Raw genomic sequence first — 16,346 nt, 5'->3', positions numbered from 1 at the left:
GGGCTGGCTATGATGCGCCGATTCTAGCGGTCCCGCCGGCCCAGTCCTGGGGCCAGGAGACACCATGACCAGCCACGTAGACGAACTCAAGAGCAGCGGCCTGAAGGCCACGCTGCCGCGCATCCGCATCCTCGAGATCTTTCAGAAGGCGCAGCAGCGCCACATGACGGCCGAAGATGTGTTCAAGGCCTTGATGGCCGAGGGCTCGGACATTGGCCTGGCCACCGTCTACCGCGTGCTGATGCAGTTTGAGCAGGCCGGTATCCTGGAGCGCAGCCACTTTGAATCCGGCAAGTCCGTCTTCGAGCTCAACGAGGGGCGTCACCACGACCACCTGGTCTGCCTGACCTGTGGCCGGGTGGAGGAATTCTTCGACCCCGAGATCGAATCACGCCAGCGGGCCATCGCCCAGCAGCATGGATTCCAGCTGCAGGACCATGCGCTGGCGCTGTATGCGAACTGCGTGAAACCGCAGTGTGAGCACCGCGTCGCGGTCGTCAAGCATCCGGCGGCTGGGCACCCATCGCCGCCTGATGACGGGCAATGAATTCCTTGTAGGTGTCGATGCCGCGCAGCTGGAGGATGGTGTTGCGCACCGCCGCCTCCACCAGCACCGCCAGGTTGCGGCCGGCGTCCACCGCAATGACCGCCTTGAGCACCGGCACACCCAGGATGGTTTCGTGCAGGGGCTCGTAGGGTAGCCGCTCGAACTCCCGCTCCAGCGTCTCCTTGCGCACCAGGTGCACGATCAGCTTGAGCCGCATCTTGCGGCGCACGGCGGTCTCGCCAAAGATGGCCTTGATGTCCAGCAGGCCGATGCCGCGCACCTCCAGCAGGTTCATCAGCAGTTCGGGGCAGCGCCCCTCCAGTGTGTTCTGCGAGATGCGGTAAAGATCCACCGCATCATCGGCCACCAGGCCGTGGCCGCGTGAGATCAGCTCCAGCCCCAGTTCGCTCTTGCCCAGGCCGGATTCGCCGGTCAGCAGCACGCCCAGGCCCAGGATGTCCATGAAGACGCCATGGCGGGTGGTGCGCTCGGCCAGGCGCTGACCCAGCGAGGCCCGCACCACGTCGATCACGTAGCCGGCCGGTTGCTCGGTCACGAACAGCGGGATTTCGGCGCGGTCGCACAGCGCCACCAGGCGGTCCGGCGGGTGCTGCCCATCGGCCACGATGATGACCGGTGGCTCCAGCGTGACGATGCGCTGGATGCGGCGCTCCACCACGTCCGGCGAGACGTTGGCGGTGAGGTAGGCCACCTCTCGCGCGCCCACCAGCTGCACCCGGTAGGGGTGGATGTAATTCAGGTAGCCCACCAGATCGGCGGCGGAATGGGCCTCCCGCATGGCCGCTTCGTCGAAGCGGCGCTCCGGATGGGCGTGGCCCGCAATCCACTCCCAGCGCAGGGTGGGCTGGTGTTCCTCGAACAGCGCTTCGGCGCTGATGGAGACGGCCTTCATGGGGGCCGCGCGCTCAGGCGACCGACTTCAGCGGTTCCCAGCGCTGGATCAGCTCGTGCACGTCGGCCGCGCTCTCGGCCGTGCGGAGCTTCTCGCGCATCTCCCGGTCCGACAGCAACTCGGCGATTTCCGAGAGGATCTCCAGGTGCCGCTGCGTGGCCGCCTCGGGCACCAGCAGGAAGATCAGCAGACTGACCGGTTCCTCGTCGGGGGCATCGAAGGGGATGGGTTGCTGCACGCGGATCACCGCGGCCAGCGGGTTCTTCAGGCCCTTGACGCGACCATGCGGCACGGCCACGCCGTGACCCAGGCCGGTCGAGCCCAGGCGTTCGCGGGCGAACAGGTTGTCGGTCACGGTCGCGCGGGCGATCGCGTGCTGGTTCTCGAACAGCAGGCCGGCGTGCTCGAACGCGCGCTTTTTGCTGGTGGCTTCCACGCCCACCAGCACATTGGCGGCGGGCAGGATGGCGGCAAGGCGGTTCATGGAAAGATCTCCGACAACGAGTGAGATTCGGGCGCCACAAGCGCACGCAACAGGCCAGTCGACGCGTGCCTGACATCCGTCATCTGCACGCACAAGGGAGCGGATTATAGAAATCGGCCGCTCCTGCAGATACTTGAACGTACAGCAGCGGCCCGCGGTTGTCGCACAGGTGCTGCGTCGCAGCAACAGCCGGCCAGAAAGCAAAACGGCCCCGCAGGGCCGCTGGTTCAGGGATGTGGAGGCTGGCTCACATCAGGTCGGCGGCCTGGCGGCGAACCGGTTCGTGCTGATAGTCACGGATGCGGTCCTTGTGGCGGCACACCTGCCGGTCCAGCTTGTCGACCAGTTGGTCGATCGCGGCGTACAGATCCTCATGGGACTGTTCCACGAAAATATCCCTGCCCTTCACATGGAGAGTGATTTCCGCCTTCTGGCGGCGGGATTTCTCCTTCAGGTTCTCCACCAGCAGCAGCACGTTGACGTCAACGACTTGGTCGAAGTGGCGCGTGATACGGTCCAGCTTGGTCCGCACATACTCGCGCAGGGCGGGGGTGACCTCCAGATGATGTCCGCTGATCGTCAGGTTCATCGAGGGCTCCTTTCGGGACAGGATTGCTCAGAGATGCAGAGACGGGCTCTGCCGGGCCGATGACGTCTGGATGACGCCCTCGGTTCAATCCAGTGTGCCCATCGGCCCATGCTTTGACAAGCATGGTCAGCATGGGAAACCCCGGTTAGACTTCTCGATTGCGTGCATGACTGCACGGACCACTTCTTGCGTTTCTTGAAAGAAGAGCACCCTTTGGACACACCTCACCCTCGGTGACCGTCCGCTCCAGCAGCCGATAGGCGCATGCCGCACCCCGTGTGACGGTCGGGGCGAGACGGTCTGAACCCCGCCCCCGCCTGCTGTTTCAATCGCCAGCCTCCTGTGTCGACCGGGGTTGGCCGATGCTGGAAGTACCCATGCTCAATGTCTTCACGCTGGACAAGGGCCGCCTGAGCGGCCGCCTGCTGCAAGAGGAAATCGATTCCGCGGCCGATCTGGCCGATGTCCAGCCCATCTGGGTCGATCTGGAAGACCCCACGGCCGAGGAGATCGGCTGGATCGCCGGTCGTTTCGGCCTGCACATCCCGGGCAACATCGTCGACGATGACCTGGAGGAATCGGCCCGCTTCTACGAGGAAGACAACGGCGAGCTGCACATCCGCTCCGACTTCCTGATCGACGACGACGTCACGCCGCGCAACGTGCGGGTGGCCTTCATCCTGCACAACAACGTGCTGTTTTCGGTCCATGCCGAGGACCTGCCGGTGTTCCGCCTGCTGCGTTTGCGCGCGCGCCGCATCCCGGCCCTGATCGAGGACGCCAAGGATGTGCTGCTCAAGCTGTACGACGCCGACGCGGAGTACTCCGCCGATGCGTTGGAGGGCATTTACGACGCGCTGGAGCAGGTCTCCGCCCGGGTGCTCAAGCAGGACGTGGACGATGCCGCCGCGGGCGAGGCCCTGACCGCCATTGCCAAGGAGGAGGACCTGAACGGGCGCATCCGTCGCAACGTGATGGACACCCGCCGGGCCGTGAGCTTCATGATGCGCAGCCGCATGCTCAGCGCCGAGCAGTTCGAGGAGGCGCGCCAGATCATGCGCGACATCGACTCGCTGGACAGCCACACCGCCTTCCTGTTCGACAAGATCAACTTCCTGATGGATGCCACCGTCGGCTTCATCAACATCAACCAGAACAAGATCATCAAGATCTTCTCGGTGGCCTCGGTAGCCCTGCTGCCACCCACGCTGATCGCCAGCATCTACGGCATGAACTTCCAGCACATGCCCGAGCTGCAGCACCCTTGGGGCTACCCCTTTGCGCTGGGGCTGATGGTGGCCTCGGTGGCGGCGCCGCTGCTGTACTTCCGGCGCAAGGGCTGGATGCGGTGAGCCTGGCCCGCCGCCCCCGCGCCCTCACGCTGGACCTGGACGACACGCTCTGGCCGGTCTGGCCGGCCATCGAGCGGGCCGAGGCCGTGCTGCACGACTGGCTGAAGGCCCATGCGCCAGCCACGGCGGCGGCCTTCGACACCGCGGCCCTGCGGGCCGTGCGCGAGACGGTGGGGCGCGAGCACCCCGAGCAGGCGCATGACCTCAGCTGGCTGCGCCAGACCAGCATCGCCCGCGCGTTGGCCCACAGTGGGGAAGATCCGGCGCTGGCCGAACCGGCCTTTGCGCTGTTCATGGACCAGCGCCAGCAGGTGGACCTGTTCCCCGAGGTGGCCGAGGCCCTGGCGCGGCTGTCGGCGGCCTATCCGGTGCTGGCGCTGACCAATGGCAACGCCGATCTGGCCCGCATCGGCCTGGGCGAGCATTTCGTGGGCACGCTGGGCGCACGCAGCTTCGGCCTGGGCAAGCCCCACGCCGCCTTCTTCCACGCGGCCTGTGCGCAACTGGGCTGCGCCCCGCACGAGGTGCTGCACATCGGCGACGACTGGGCGCTGGACATCGAGGGCGCCCACGCGGCCGGCCTGCACAGCGCCTGGGTCTGTCGCCAGGCGGCGCAGCCACCCGCGGGCGCGCAAGCCCGACCCTGGCGGGTGGTGGCCGACCTTGCGGCGCTGGCCGACGCGCTGGACGCTTTGCCGCACTGAGCACGGCAAAGCCGCACCGATCGGTGCTGAAGGCGAATGTTGATGGGGGATGCGGGCGGAAAAGAAGAAAGCCGCGCAGCGCCTGAGTGCAACAGGGAGGGAGGAGGAGAGGCACTCCAGGCAACAGCCGGGAAGACCCGACAGGCTGCGCGGCTTTAAGAAGACGGCTCCGGGCACCACTGCACCGGAACCGGGGCGGGCGCCGAAGCGCCACAACCCAACCCACATCGGGTCTGAGGACCGTTCCCCGGGAAAGTTCCACGCCCCCGCATTTCTGTGTGTAAACGCGGCATGAGACACTGTCGGCCCTTTCCCTGATCCGCATCAAGAAACGAGGAGATTGCCCCGATGTTGTTCCCCGAACTGTTCAAGCAGCTGGAAGCTGTTCGCTGGAACATGGCCACGGACATCCCCTGGGATCGCTTCGATGCCAGCCTGCTCAGCGAGGAGCAGGCCCAGACGATCAAGATGAACGCCATCACCGAGTGGGCGGCTCTGCCGGCCACCGAGATGTTCCTGCGCGACAACCGGGACGACTCCGACTTCTCGGCCTTCATGAGCGTCTGGTTCTTCGAGGAACAGAAGCACTCGCTGGTGCTGATGGAGTACCTGCGCCGTTTCCGCCCCGACCTGGTGCCCACAGAGGAAGAGCTGCACGAGGTGCGCTTCGAGTTCGATCCGGCGCCCGCGCTGGAAACGCTGATGCTGCACTTCTGCGGCGAGATCCGCCTGAACCACTGGTACCGCCGGGCCGCCGAATGGCACACCGAGCCGGTGATCAAGGCCATCTACGAGACCCTGTCCAAGGACGAGGCCCGTCACGGTGGCGCCTACCTGCGCTACATGAAGCGCGCGATGAACAAGTTCGGCGACGAGGCCCGCGCGGCCTTTGCCAAGGTGGGCGTGCTGATGGCCAGCGCCCGCCGCACGGCCCAGGCCCTGCACCCGACCAACCTGCACGTCAACGAGAAGCTCTTCCCGCGCGACACCGTGCAGAGCCGCCTGCCCAACCCGGACTGGCTGGAGCACTGGCTGGATCAGCAGATCCAGTTCGATGCCGTGTGGGAAAGCAAGGTGGTCGAGCGCATCCTGCACAACATGAGCCTGCTGATGGAGCGCAGCTTTGCGTCGGTGCAGGAGCTCAACCGCTTCCGCAAGGAAATCACCCAGAAGCTGGCGGCCGTGACGGCCAGCCAGGTCAAGCCGGCCTGATCAGGACGGGGCCGACGACGACGCGGCGGGCGCCGGTCGGCTCACCAGCGCGATGCCGACGGCCACCGCCGCCAGCGCCAACACGATGCGCGGCGTGGCCGGTTCGCCCAGCAGCAGCACGCCCGCCAGCAGGCCGAACACCGGCGTGAGCAAGGTGAAGGCGGAGATCTTGGTGGCCGGATAGTGCCGCATCAGCCAGAACCACAGCAGGTAGCTGGCAAAGGTCACGATCACCGTCTGGAAGCCCAGGGCGGCCCAGGACAGCGGCCGGATCTGCGCCGACCAGGCCTCGCCCATCCAGGCCGAGGCCGCCAGCAGCGCCACGGCCGAGACGGCCAGTTGGCTCATCAGCGTCTGTTCGGCGCTGGCGCGTGAGAGTGCGGTGGCCCGGATGGCCAGCGTGGTACTGCCCCACAGCACCGCGCCCAGCACGCCCATCGCGTCGCCCAGCAGCTGGTGCGGGCCGCCGTGGCCGCTTTCGCTGAAGGCGCCGGCCACGCCGGCAAAGGCCAGCAGCAGGCCGGCCATCTGCCAGCGGCCCAGGCGCTCGCCTGGGGCGATGAGCGGCATGCCCAGCGCCACCACGAAGGGCGAGAGGTAGACGAACACCACCATGCGCGAGGCGCTGGTGTACTGCAGGCCCGAGAAATAGACGCCGAACTCGGCAGCGAACAGCAGCCCGGTCAGCAGGCTGGGCCACAGCGTTTCGCGGGTGGGAGCCACCGGCAGCCGGCGCCAGCGGGCCCACGCGGCCAGCAGCAGGGCTGCGCCCAGCGAGCGCAGGCCGGCCTGGGCCAGCGGCGGAAAGTCGGACAGCGCCACCTTCACGGCGGCCTGGTTCAGGCCCCAGACGGCGGAGCAGCCCACGAGGCAGAGGACCGCCAGGCTGTCAAGGTGCAGGTGTCGGTCGGTCATCGTGTGGAAACGGTGGGCCGGTGGCGGTGACGGCGCAGCAGCAGGGCGCCGCACAGCCAGCCGGCCATCGCGCCGCTCACGTGCGAGAGCGGCGCCAGCGGGAAATCCCAGCCGGGCACGGCATGGGCCGGGCCGGTCCAGGCGTGTTCGGACAGCAGCTTGAGGAACAGGCCCGCCGTCAGCGCCCAGCCCAGGCGCCGGTCACGCGCCGGCCCTTGCAGCAGCCAGACATCCAGCACCGCGATGCCGGCGTGCAGCACGCCCGAGAGGCCGCCGTAATGCGCCAGCCCGGGCTGCAGCAGCAGGCCCAGCTGGGTCAACGGCCAGGCCAGGGCCCAGGCGGCGGTGGCGCGCGGGCCCAGGCCGGCCCGCCAGCCCAGCCAGGCCAGCAGCACGCAGCCCACCAGGTTCATCTGCAGGTGCTGCGGGCTCCAGTGGGCGCCCGCGGCCGTCCACCAGCGCCAGGGCTGGGCCAAGGCCAGGGCGGGCTGCCAATCCCAGCGCGGGTCGGGCCAGGCCGTGCTGCCGGCTTGCAGGGCCAGGGCGAACACGGCCAACCCGGCCGCGAACAGCGGCCAGCTCAGGCGGTGCAGGCGATGGCGATGCCGCTCCACGCGCGCCGCGCCCTCAGCGGCCGAACACGGCTTGCCAGAGGGCCAGCACGGCGGCGCGCTCGGTGGCCAGCTGCTCGGGCGGGAACTGGGTGGGCTGTTCGTTCAGGCGGGCCCGGTGCTGGGCCCGGCGCAGCTCGCGGTAGGCATCGGCCGCCGCATGGCCCACGCCGGCGGGCAGCAGGCCGGCGGCCTCGGCCCGCTGCAGCAGTGCGATGTTGCCGGCGTTGTCCTGCAGTTCGGGGTGGCGGCCGCTGTGGGCCAGCACCAGGTACTGCACGCAGAACTCCACGTCCATCATGCCGCCGGCGCTGTGCTTGACGTCGAACAGCCCGCCCCGCTCGGGGTGGGCGGCGCGCACCTTCTCGCGCATGGCCGTCACCTCGCCCTGCAGGGCCTGCGCGTCACGCTCGGCGCTGATCACCGCGCGGCGCGTGGCCTCGAAGCGCTCGGCCAGGTGCTGGCTGCCGGCGCACCAGCGGGCCCGGGTGATGGCCTGGTGTTCCCAGGTCCAGGCGGTGTTGCTGCCGCGGCCACGCTGGTACTTGTCGAAGGCGGCTGCGGAAGTCACCAGCAGGCCGGCGCCGCCGTTGGGGCGCAGCGCGGTGTCGATCTCGAACAGCTCGCCCGCGGCGGTGCGCAGGGTCAGCCAGGCGATCAGCTTGCGCACGAAGGCGGCGTAGACCTCCTGCGCGCGGTCGGCGTCGGGCTCGGCATCGTCGTCGTAGAGGAAGACCACGTCCAGGTCGCTGCCGTAGCCCAGCTCCAGCCCGCCCAGCTTGCCGTAGGCGATCACCGCGAACTGAGGCTCGTCGCGGTGGCGCTGCTTCAGGTGGGCCCAGGCCCAGCGGATGCAGCAGTCGACGATGGCATCGGCCAGGGCCGAGAGGTCGTCGGCGGCCTGCTCGATGGTGATGCGTCGCTCCACATCGCGCACCAGGGTGCGGAAGGTCTCGGCGTGGTGGGCGCGGCGCAAGGTGTCCAGCAGCTCGCCCTCGTCGGCCTCGCCGGCCCGCACCCAGGCGGTGTGGCGCTCATCCAGGTCGCTGGTGAAGGCCGCGCGGTCGAAGCGCTCGGCGATCTGGCGCTCGTCGGCCAGCTCGTCGATGACCGCGGGGTGCTGCATCAGGTAGCGCATCGGCCAGCGAGCCAGGCCCAGCAGGCGCATCAGGCGCTGCTGCACATTGGGCCGCTCCACCAGCAGCGCCAGGTAGCTCTCACGGCGCAGCAGGGGTTCCAGCCAGTCGATGAAATGCTCGACCGCCTGCAGCGTGCACAGGCCTTCGGTGGCGCCATGGGCGGCGCGCAGCACCAGCTTGCCCAGGCGCAACCGGCCTTCCTCGCGCAGGCTCTGCACCCTCGGGTGGGCCGCCAGGGCCTGAACCCGCGGCAGCAGCTCGGGCGGCAGCTTCTCCCACAGCCGTTCGCTGTCGATGGGCAGCGGGGCGCCGCAGCCCTTGCCGCGGCAGGTCGCTCCGCCGCCGCCCTGGCTGTTCTGCAGCAGCGCGTCGAACTCGGTGGCCACCAGTTCGCGCACCTCGCACAGCCGGTCCAGCAGCTCGCAGGCGTCGGCCGTGCACACCAGGCACAGGCTGCCGGCGATCCAGCCCAGGTCGGCATCGGTGGTGGGCAGCAGGTGGGTCTGCTGGTCGTCCAGGTACTGGATGCGGTGTTCCACCTGGCGCAGGAAGACGTAGGCCTTGGCCAGGGCCTGGGCCGTCTCGGGCTTCATCAGGCCACCGGCGGCCAGCTTCTGCAGGCCCTTGAGCGTGGCGCGGGTGCGGATCTCCGGGTACTGGCCGCCGCGCACCACCTGCAGCAGCTGGACGATGAACTCGATCTCGCGGATGCCGCCGCGCGAGAGCTTGACGTCGTTGGCCCGCTCCGGTCGGCCGGCGGCGCGGCGCTGGGCCTCCTCGCGGATCTTGCGGTGCAGTTGGCGCAGGCCCTCGAAGACGCCGTAGTCCAGGTACTTGCGGTAGACGAAGGGGGTGACCAGGGCGCGCAAGGCCAGCGGCCGGCCGCTGGCCACACTGGCCAGTGGCGCCACGACCCGGCTCTTCAGCCAGGCGAAGCGCTCCCATTCCCGGCCCTGGACGAAGAAGTACTCCTCCAGCATGGCCAGGCTGACGACCGAGGGCCCGGAGTTGCCATTCGGCCGCAGGGCCAGGTCCACCCGGAAGACGAAACCGTCGTCGGTGACGTCGCCGATCAGGGTGTAGAGCTTCTTGGCCACCAGGGCGAAGTACTCGTGGGCCGAGATGGGCACGGCGCCGTCGGTCTCGCCGTCGTCCTCGTAGACGTAGATCAGGTCGATGTCCGACGAGACATTGAGCTCGCGGGCGCCGAGCTTGCCCATGCCCACGATCCAGAAGTCGATGACCTCGCCCGCTTCGTTGCGCGGCAGGCCGTGGCGTTCGTCCGCCTCGCTGCGGGCGGCGGTCAGGGCGCGCTCCAGCGTGGCCTCGGCCAGGGCGGTCATGGTCCCGGTGACGTGCTCCAGCGGCGCGCGCTGTTCCACGTCCAGCACCACCAGGCGTTCCACCACCAGTTGCCGGGTCACCCGCAGCGCGCTGGGCAGGGGCCGGCCCAGCGCCAGCAACTGATCAATCAGCGCCAGGATGGTGGCGCGGTCCGGCACGCCCGTGGGCAGCAGCGGCAGTTCACAGGCATAGCGGCGGCGGATGCGCTGCACGAACCGGCTGTGGGCCGCTTCGGCGCGGCAAGGGGGCGTCACAGGTTGTAAGGCACTCATCAGACCGCCAGGATCGGTGTGCTAGATTGCTGTTGCGACTGGTGTGCGACCTTGTTGCGGAGCACCTTGTCCAGCAGGATCGGTGCGGCGCACGCCAGACCGTCGATCCATGCCTTTGATGTCCCCCGAAACCGGGCGAGTGCCCCAGCCTCGCCGTCCTGTGCTCGTATCCCTCTCACGCGGTGCCTTCCGTGCGGTGTCGCTGCTGCTGATCAGCGCATGGAGCTTATTGCTTTTGGGATGGCTGACCCTGCACTGGGGGATTCTGCCGCACCTGTCCGACTGGCGCCCCGACATCGAGCAGCGGCTCTCGCGCTCGCTGGGGCTGACCGTGCGGCTGGGCCAACTGCGTGCCGGCTCCTCTCGCTGGGTGCCCACCGTGCAGGCGCGCGACGTGGTGCTGCTGGACCCCCAAGGCCGCGAAGCCCTGCGCCTGCCCCAGGTTGATGCCGCCCTGTCCCTGCGCTCGCTGCTCAGCTGGTCGCTGCGCCTGTCCCAGGTCTATGTCGAGGGCGCACGCCTGGACATCCGGCGCGATGTCCGGGGCCATGTCTTTGTCGGCGGGCTGGATCTCAGCCAGCCGGGCGGGGCCGATGACCACCGGGCGGCCGACTGGTTCTTTGCGCAGCCTGAGTTCGTGATCCGTGGCGGCCAGCTGCGCTGGCTGGACGAGCAGCGTGGGGCCCCCGCGCTGACCCTGGACGGTGTGGACCTGGTGCTGCGCAACAGCCTGCGCCACCACGACCTGCGGCTGGATGCCACGCCGCCGGCCGAATGGGGCGAGCGCTTCAGCCTGCGCGGGCGCTTCACCCAGCCGCTGCTGGCCCGCGCGGGCGACTGGCCGCGCTGGTCGGGCATGCTTTACGCCGACCTGCCGCATGCCGATGTGGACACGCTGCAGCGCTACGCCAACCTGCCTTTCGACCTGAAGACCGGCCGCGGCGCCCTGCGGGCCTGGCTGGATGTGGAGCGCGGAGATTGGCGCGGTGGCGCGGTGGACCTGGCGCTGGACGCCGTGCAGCTGCGGCTGGACCGCACGCTCGAGCCGCTTGCGCTCAGCCGGCTGGAGGGGCGGCTGCAGGTGCAGCGCCAGCGCGACGGCGTGCGCATCAGCGCCCAGGGGCTGGGCTTCGTGACTGAAGACGGCCAGCGCTGGCCGGCCAGCCAGTTCACGTTGGGCTGGCAGCAGGCGCAGGTGATTGGCGCGGCCGGTGGTCCGTCTGCGCCCGAGGCCCCGGTGACGGGGGGCGAATTCCGCGCCGATCGGCTGGACCTGGCCCTGATGGCCCACATCGCCGAGCGACTGCCCCTGCCGGACGGGCTGCGCCAGGGCCTGGCCCACACCCGGCCGGAAGGCCAGGTCCAGGGCCTGGTGGCCAGCTGGAGCGGGCCGCTGGCCCGGCCCGAGCACTACCGCGTGCAGGCCAAGGCCACCGGCCTGTCTCTGCAGCCCGGCGAGGTGGATCCGGCCCATCCGGACGAGCCAGCCCGGCCGGGCTGGCGCGGCGCCGAGCTCACGCTGGATGCCAACGAATCCGGCGGCGAGGGGCAGCTCTCGGTGCGCGATGGCGCGCTGAGCTTCCCCGGCGTCTTCGAGCAGCCCGAGGTGCCGATGGACCGGCTCTCGGCCAAACTGGTCTGGCAGGTCCGACCCCGTTCGGGGCAGGCTCCCGACGTCGAGTTGCTGGTGCGCGAGGCCCGCTACACCAACACCGACCTCCAGGGCGAGCTGCAGGCCCGCTGGCACACCGGGGCCCAGCCCGGGCAGGGCAGTGGCCGGCGCTTTCCGGGCTGGCTGGAGATGACGGGCCGCATCAGCCAAGTGGCCGCACCCCAGGTGGTGCGCTACCTGCCGCTGGGCATCGGCCACGAGGCGCGCGATTACGTGCGCCAGGCGGTGCTGGCCGGCGAGGTCCGCCAGCTGCAATTCCGCACCCGGGGCGACCTCTGGGACTTCCCCTATCCGCAGGCCGGGACCGGCGAGTTCCGCATCGGCGCCCAGCTGCAGGGGGTGACCCTGGCCTATGTGCCGCCCGCGCAGGCCGGGTCCGCGCCCGAGTGGCCGGCCTTCGAGCAGCTGCACGGCGAGCTGCTGTTCGACCGCGCCCGCATGCGCATCCGCAATGCCCAGGCGCGGCTCTACGGGCTCACGCTGCAGGGCGTCAACGGCGAGATCGCCGACCTCATCGCCCATCCCGTGCTGACCATCGCCGGCAATGTGCGCGGCCCCCTGGCCGACGGGCTGCGCTACGTGGCCAGCTCGCCGGTGGACCGCCTGATCGACGGCGCCCTGCACCAGGCCAGCGGCACCGGCGCCATGGACCTGAAGCTGGCCCTCAACATCCCGCTCGAAGACACCGACAAGACCACCGTCAAGGGCCAGCTGGCCCTGAGCGGCAACGATGTGCGCGTGGCCCCCGACATGCCGCTGCTGGCCGGCACGCGGGCCCAGATCCAGTTCAGCGACAGCAGCTTCAGCCTGGCCAGCGGCAGCGCCCGCGTGCTGGGCGGCGAGGCCAGTCTCACCGGCAGCCTGCAGCCGGACGGCAGCCTGCGCTTCCAGAGCCAGGGCGTGGCCACGGCCGAGGGCCTGCGCCAGGCCCCCGAGTTCGGGCCGGTATCCCGCCTGGCCCAGCGCCTGAGCGGGCAGGCGTCCTACAAGCTGGACCTGACGGTGCGCCGGGGCCAGACCGAGATGCTGCTGACCAGCCCGCTCACCGGCCTGGCCAGCGAGCTGCCGGCGCCACTGGGCAAGAGCGCCGATGCTGCCCTGCCGCTGCGCTACCAGACGCGGCTGGCCGAGCCGGTGGCCGGCCAGCCCGAGCGCGACACCCTGCGCGTGGAGCTGGGCAACCTGGCGGTGGCCGAATACCAGCGCGATCTCTCGGGCACGCAGGCCCAGGTGCTCAAGGGGGCGCTGGCCATCGGGGCGCCGCTGCCCGCGGCCCCCGCGGGCACGGTGCAGGCCGCGCTGCAGCTGGGCGATGTGGACGTGGATGCCTGGCACGCCCTGGGGGCGGGCCTGGGCCTGGCAGGGGCGGGCGCGGGCTCTGGCAACCGGCAGGGCTACCTGCCCACCGACCTGAGCCTCAAGGCCCATTCCCTGAGCCTGGACGGGCGTCGGCTGGACGCGGTGCAGGCCCAGGTCCAGCGCCGCGTCCAGGGCGATGGCGCGCACTGGGTGGCTGAACTGAACGCGCGCCAGATCCAGGGCAAGATCGACTACCGCCCCGCTGCGGCCGGTGACCCGGCTTCCGGCCGCCTGATGGCCCGGCTGGGCCGGCTGGTGGTGCCCGAGGCCGAGGTCGACCAGGTCGACAGCCTGCTCGACCAGGCCAGCGACGGGGTGCCCGCGCTGGACATCGTGGTGGACAACTTCGAGTTGAAGGGCCGCCAGCTGGGCAAGCTGGAGGTGCAGGCCAGCTACCGCGGCGAGGGCGGTCAGGACTGGCGCCTGTCGCGCCTGGCCATGACGGGGCCGGACGCCCGGCTCACAGGCAGCGGGCAGTGGGCGCCCGGCCCGCGCCGGCGCATGGCGCTGAACTTCAAGCTGGACGTGCAGGACGGCGGCAACCTGCTGGAGCACCTGGGCATGGGCCGGGTGGTCAAGGGGGCCAAGGGCCAGGTGACCGGCGAGCTGGCCTGGAACGGCTCGCCGCTTTCGCCCGACTGGGCCGGCATGACCGGCCACATGCAGCTGGCGCTGGAGTCCGGGCAGTTCCTCAAGGTCAACCCGGGCGCGGGCCGCCTGCTGGGCGTGCTGAGTCTGCAGGCCCTGCCGCGCCGCTTCCTGCTGGACTTCCGCGACGTGTTCGACGCCGGCTTCGCCTTTGACAACGTCAGCGCCGACGTGCTGCTGTCCGATGGCATCGCCAGCACCAACAACCTGCGCATCCGGGGTGTGCAGGCGGTGGTGCTGATGGACGGCGAGACCGACCTGCGCCACGAGACCCAGGACCTGCGCATGGTGGTGGTGCCCGAGATCAGCGCCGGCACCGCCTCGCTGGCCTATGCCGCGATCAACCCGGTCATCGGCCTGGGCGCCTTCCTCGCCCAGTACGTGCTGAGCAAGCCGCTGGCCGAGGCCGGCACGCGCGAGTTCCGCGTGGGCGGCAGCTGGGACGAGCCCACGGTGGTGCCGGTGCCGCGCCAGGCCGATGCGGCCCCCGTGCCGGCATCGCCGGCGTCCAGCGCCTCCTCGCCCCGCACGCGCGGGGGCTGACGCACCCGGCGGATGCGCGGGCGCCGCCCGCCGGCTATGCTCTGCGCATGAAGATCGCTGCCCTGCAAATGGTCTCCACGCCCGACGTGGAGCGCAACCTGGCCACCGCCGCCCGCCTGGTGGGCGAGGCTGCCCATGCCGGCGCCCGTCTGGTGGCCCTGCCCGAGTATTTCTGCCTGATGGGCCGGCGTGACGAGGACAAGCTCGCGATCGCCGAGGCCGATGGCCAGGGGCCGATCCAGGACGCCCTGTCCGCCCTGGCACGCCGGCACGGCCTGTGGCTGATCGGCGGCACCCTGCCCATCCGCGCGGCCACCCCGGGGCGGGTGCGCAACGCCTGCTGCGTCTGGGGGCCGGACGGCGTCCGCGTGGCCCGCTACGACAAGATCCACCTGTTCTCCTTCGACAACGGCCGCGAGGCCTATGACGAGGCGCGGGTGCTGGAGGCCGGCGACACGCCGGTGGCCTTCGAGGCCGAGGGCCATCGGGTGGGCCTGTCGGTCTGCTACGACCTGCGTTTTCCGGAGCTGTACCGGGCGCTGATGGCGCCGCCCTGCGACCTGCTGGTGGTGCCCGCGGCCTTCACCTACACCACCGGCCAGGCCCACTGGGAGCTGCTGCTGCGCGCCCGCGCGGTGGAGAACCAGTGTCATGTGCTGGCCATCGGCCAGGGCGGGCTGCACGAGAACGGCCGCCGCACCTGGGGCCACAGCATGGTCATCGACCCCTGGGGCGAGGTGATGGCCATGCAGGCCGAGGGCGAAGGGGTGGTGCCGGGCGAGCTCTCGGCCACCCGGCGCGACGCGGTGCGCACCCAGCTGCCGGCCTTGCGCCACCGCACGCTGGATTGCTGAGCCCCGGCGCCGGCGTCGGCGTCGGCGTTGGCGCTCAGGCCACCCGGCGCAGCCGCGTCGGGCCCGCCGCGGTGCGGCCCAGCGTGCCGCCGAACAGGTCCTTGGGGTCGTCCAGCGTCGGCACCAGGTCGATCTGGCGCACGCCGTTGCGCTGGGCCTGCAGCAGCGCGTGCAGCAGGCGCAGGGCGGAGAAGTCCTCCAGCGCAAAGCCCACCGAGTCGAACAGCGTGACCTGGTCGGGCCGCTCGCGGCCGGTGGCGCGGTGGCGCACCACGTCGGCGAAGGCGGTCACCGGATGGTCGGCCGGCAACTGCTGGATCTCGCCCTCCAGCCGGGTCTGCGGCTCGTACTCGACGACGATCTTCAGGTCCGGCCGCAGCAGGATGTCGCGCGCCAGCTCGGTCTTGCCCGGGCAGTCGCCGCCCACCGCGTTCAGGTGCATGCCCGGGCGGATCATCTCTGGCGTCAGCACCACGGCCTGGCGCTTGTCGGCCGTCACCGTGGTCACGATGTCGGCATCCTGCACCGCCTCCGCCGTGCTGCCGCAGACCTGCAGCTGCAGGTCGGCCAGGCCGGGCAAGGCGCGCAGGTTCTGCACCAGCTTGGCGGTGGCGCGCGGGTCGGTGTCATAAAGGCGCAGCACGCGCACGCCGGTCAGGTGGTGGAAGGCCAGGGCCTGGAATTCGCTCTGCGCGCCGTTGCCGATCAGGGCCATCACCCGGCTGTCCGGCCGCGCCAGGTGGCGGGCGGCCAGGGCCGACATGGCCGCGGTGCGCAGCGCGGTGGTCACCGTCAGCTCCGACAGCAGCAGCGGGTAGCCGGTGGACACCTCGGCCAGCACGCCGAAGGCGGTCACCGTCAGCAGGCCGGCGGCCGTGTTCTTGGGGTGGCCGTTGACGTACTTGAAGCCGTACAGCGCGCCGTCGCTGGCGGGCATCAGCTCGATCACGCCCTGGGCCGAGTGGCTGGCCACGCGGGCCGACTTCTCGAACTGGTCCCAGCGCCGGTAGTCGTCCTCGATGGTGTCGGCCAGCCGGGCCAGGAAGTCGGCAGCGCCGATCTCGCGGACCAGTTGCTGGATGTCCGATACGCCGATGTAGTTCACCATGTGTTTGTCTCCTGTCGTCGATTCTGCGGAGGGCCGGCGCCAGAGTGAAGCCAGCACACTGGCGGATTGCCTCATGGTTT

Annotated in this window: 13 protein-coding genes; 6 read left to right on the top strand and 7 right to left on the bottom strand. The window is 70.3% G+C overall.

Going from position 1 to position 16,346, the window contains the following annotated elements; translation table 11 throughout:
- Nucleotides 1-64 precede the first annotated feature (64 nt).
- Nucleotides 65-547, top strand: a complete 483-nt coding sequence (gene fur / locus M0L44_RS16415) for a ferric iron uptake transcriptional regulator (RefSeq protein ID WP_252770888.1) — start codon at nt 65-67, stop codon at nt 545-547.
- Here the strand turns inward: fur and hprK are convergent.
- The 3 genes from hprK to hpf all read right to left on the bottom strand — a co-directional run bounded on the left by hprK (nt 498) and on the right by hpf (nt 2,533).
- Entirely contained in the window at nt 498-1,460 is a 963-nt protein-coding gene (gene hprK / locus M0L44_RS16410) for an HPr(Ser) kinase/phosphatase (protein WP_252770887.1), read from the bottom strand. The two genes, fur and hprK, sit on opposite strands and share 50 nt — an antisense overlap.
- A gap of 13 nt (nt 1,461-1,473) precedes the next feature.
- Entirely contained in the window at nt 1,474-1,944 is a 471-nt protein-coding gene (locus M0L44_RS16405; RefSeq protein ID WP_252770886.1) for a PTS sugar transporter subunit IIA, read from the bottom strand.
- 247 nt (nt 1,945-2,191) lie between these two features.
- A complete protein-coding gene (gene hpf, locus M0L44_RS16400) occupies nt 2,192-2,533 on the bottom strand; it encodes a ribosome hibernation-promoting factor, HPF/YfiA family (protein WP_252770885.1) in 342 nt (113 codons plus the stop codon).
- A 377-nt stretch (nt 2,534-2,910) separates the two neighbouring features.
- Here hpf and corA point away from each other — a divergent pair, with 377 nt between their 5' ends.
- The 3 genes from corA to M0L44_RS16385 all read left to right on the top strand — a co-directional run bounded on the left by corA (nt 2,911) and on the right by M0L44_RS16385 (nt 5,801).
- Entirely contained in the window at nt 2,911-3,885 is a 975-nt protein-coding gene (corA, locus tag M0L44_RS16395; RefSeq protein WP_252770884.1) for a magnesium/cobalt transporter CorA, read from the top strand.
- On the top strand, nt 3,882-4,589 hold the full coding sequence (locus tag M0L44_RS16390) for an HAD family hydrolase (RefSeq protein ID WP_252770883.1): 708 nt from the start codon (nt 3,882-3,884) through the stop codon (nt 4,587-4,589). Before corA ends, M0L44_RS16390 begins: the two co-directional genes overlap by 4 nt.
- 348 nt (nt 4,590-4,937) lie before the next feature.
- Nucleotides 4,938-5,801, top strand: a complete 864-nt coding sequence (locus tag M0L44_RS16385) for a ferritin family protein (RefSeq protein ID WP_252770882.1) — start codon at nt 4,938-4,940, stop codon at nt 5,799-5,801.
- Here the strand turns inward: M0L44_RS16385 and M0L44_RS16380 are convergent, their stop codons facing one another.
- Genes M0L44_RS16380 through glnE form a run of 3 tightly spaced genes read right to left on the bottom strand, consistent with a single transcriptional unit; the run spans nt 5,802 to nt 10,082 of the window.
- The gene (locus M0L44_RS16380) at nt 5,802-6,716 is read right to left on the bottom strand and encodes a DMT family transporter (protein WP_252770881.1); all 915 of its coding nucleotides are present in this window, start codon (nt 6,714-6,716) and stop codon (nt 5,802-5,804) included.
- Complete coding sequence (locus tag M0L44_RS16375) at nt 6,713-7,330, bottom strand: rhomboid family protein (protein WP_252770880.1); 618 nt, start codon at nt 7,328-7,330, stop codon at nt 6,713-6,715. Before M0L44_RS16375 ends, M0L44_RS16380 begins: the two co-directional genes overlap by 4 nt.
- A 13-nt stretch (nt 7,331-7,343) precedes the next feature.
- Nucleotides 7,344-10,082: a bifunctional [glutamate--ammonia ligase]-adenylyl-L-tyrosine phosphorylase/[glutamate--ammonia-ligase] adenylyltransferase gene (glnE, locus tag M0L44_RS16370; RefSeq protein ID WP_252770879.1), complete on the bottom strand. Its 2,739-nt coding sequence runs from the start codon at nt 10,080-10,082 to the stop codon at nt 7,344-7,346.
- A gap of 109 nt (nt 10,083-10,191) precedes the next feature.
- Between glnE and M0L44_RS16365 the strand changes: the two genes are divergently transcribed.
- Together M0L44_RS16365 and M0L44_RS16360 are read left to right on the top strand one after the other, a co-directional pair.
- Nucleotides 10,192-14,304: a YhdP family protein gene (locus tag M0L44_RS16365; RefSeq protein WP_354004136.1), complete on the top strand. Its 4,113-nt coding sequence runs from the start codon at nt 10,192-10,194 to the stop codon at nt 14,302-14,304.
- 47 nt (nt 14,305-14,351) lie between these two features.
- Nucleotides 14,352-15,158: a carbon-nitrogen hydrolase family protein gene (locus M0L44_RS16360; protein WP_252770877.1), complete on the top strand. Its 807-nt coding sequence runs from the start codon at nt 14,352-14,354 to the stop codon at nt 15,156-15,158.
- Nucleotides 15,159-15,192: 34 nt separating this feature from the next.
- Here M0L44_RS16360 and ocd read toward each other — a convergent pair whose 3' ends face one another.
- Complete coding sequence (gene ocd / locus M0L44_RS16355; RefSeq protein ID WP_252770876.1) at nt 15,193-16,266, bottom strand: ornithine cyclodeaminase; 1,074 nt, start codon at nt 16,264-16,266, stop codon at nt 15,193-15,195.
- Nucleotides 16,267-16,346 lie beyond the last annotated feature (80 nt).

Origin of the sequence: Ideonella oryzae (assembly GCF_024055665.1) — a bacterium.
GTDB lineage: Bacteria > Pseudomonadota > Gammaproteobacteria > Burkholderiales > Burkholderiaceae_C > Ideonella > Ideonella oryzae.
The sequence above is the reverse complement of the archived record's forward strand: the minus strand, read 5'-3'. Positions and strand labels throughout refer to the sequence as shown.

Excerpts from the sequence above, each read along its gene's own strand:
- corA (WP_252770884.1), top strand. The coding sequence starts at position 2,911 with ATGCTCAATGTCTTCACGCTGGACAAGGGCCGCCTGAGCGGCCGCCTG.
- M0L44_RS16405 (WP_252770886.1), bottom strand. The coding sequence starts at position 1,944 with ATGAACCGCCTTGCCGCCATCCTGCCCGCCGCCAATGTGCTGGTGGGC.
- fur (WP_252770888.1), top strand. The coding sequence starts at position 65 with ATGACCAGCCACGTAGACGAACTCAAGAGCAGCGGCCTGAAGGCCACG.
- ocd (WP_252770876.1), bottom strand. The coding sequence starts at position 16,266 with ATGGTGAACTACATCGGCGTATCGGACATCCAGCAACTGGTCCGCGAG.
- glnE (WP_252770879.1), bottom strand. The coding sequence starts at position 10,082 with ATGAGTGCCTTACAACCTGTGACGCCCCCTTGCCGCGCCGAAGCGGCC.
- M0L44_RS16385 (WP_252770882.1), top strand. The coding sequence starts at position 4,938 with ATGTTGTTCCCCGAACTGTTCAAGCAGCTGGAAGCTGTTCGCTGGAAC.
- M0L44_RS16380 (WP_252770881.1), bottom strand. The coding sequence starts at position 6,716 with ATGACCGACCGACACCTGCACCTTGACAGCCTGGCGGTCCTCTGCCTC.
- hprK (WP_252770887.1), bottom strand. The coding sequence starts at position 1,460 with ATGAAGGCCGTCTCCATCAGCGCCGAAGCGCTGTTCGAGGAACACCAG.
- M0L44_RS16360 (WP_252770877.1), top strand. The coding sequence starts at position 14,352 with ATGAAGATCGCTGCCCTGCAAATGGTCTCCACGCCCGACGTGGAGCGC.
- hpf (WP_252770885.1), bottom strand. The coding sequence starts at position 2,533 with ATGAACCTGACGATCAGCGGACATCATCTGGAGGTCACCCCCGCCCTG.
- M0L44_RS16365 (WP_354004136.1), top strand. The coding sequence starts at position 10,192 with ATGCCTTTGATGTCCCCCGAAACCGGGCGAGTGCCCCAGCCTCGCCGT.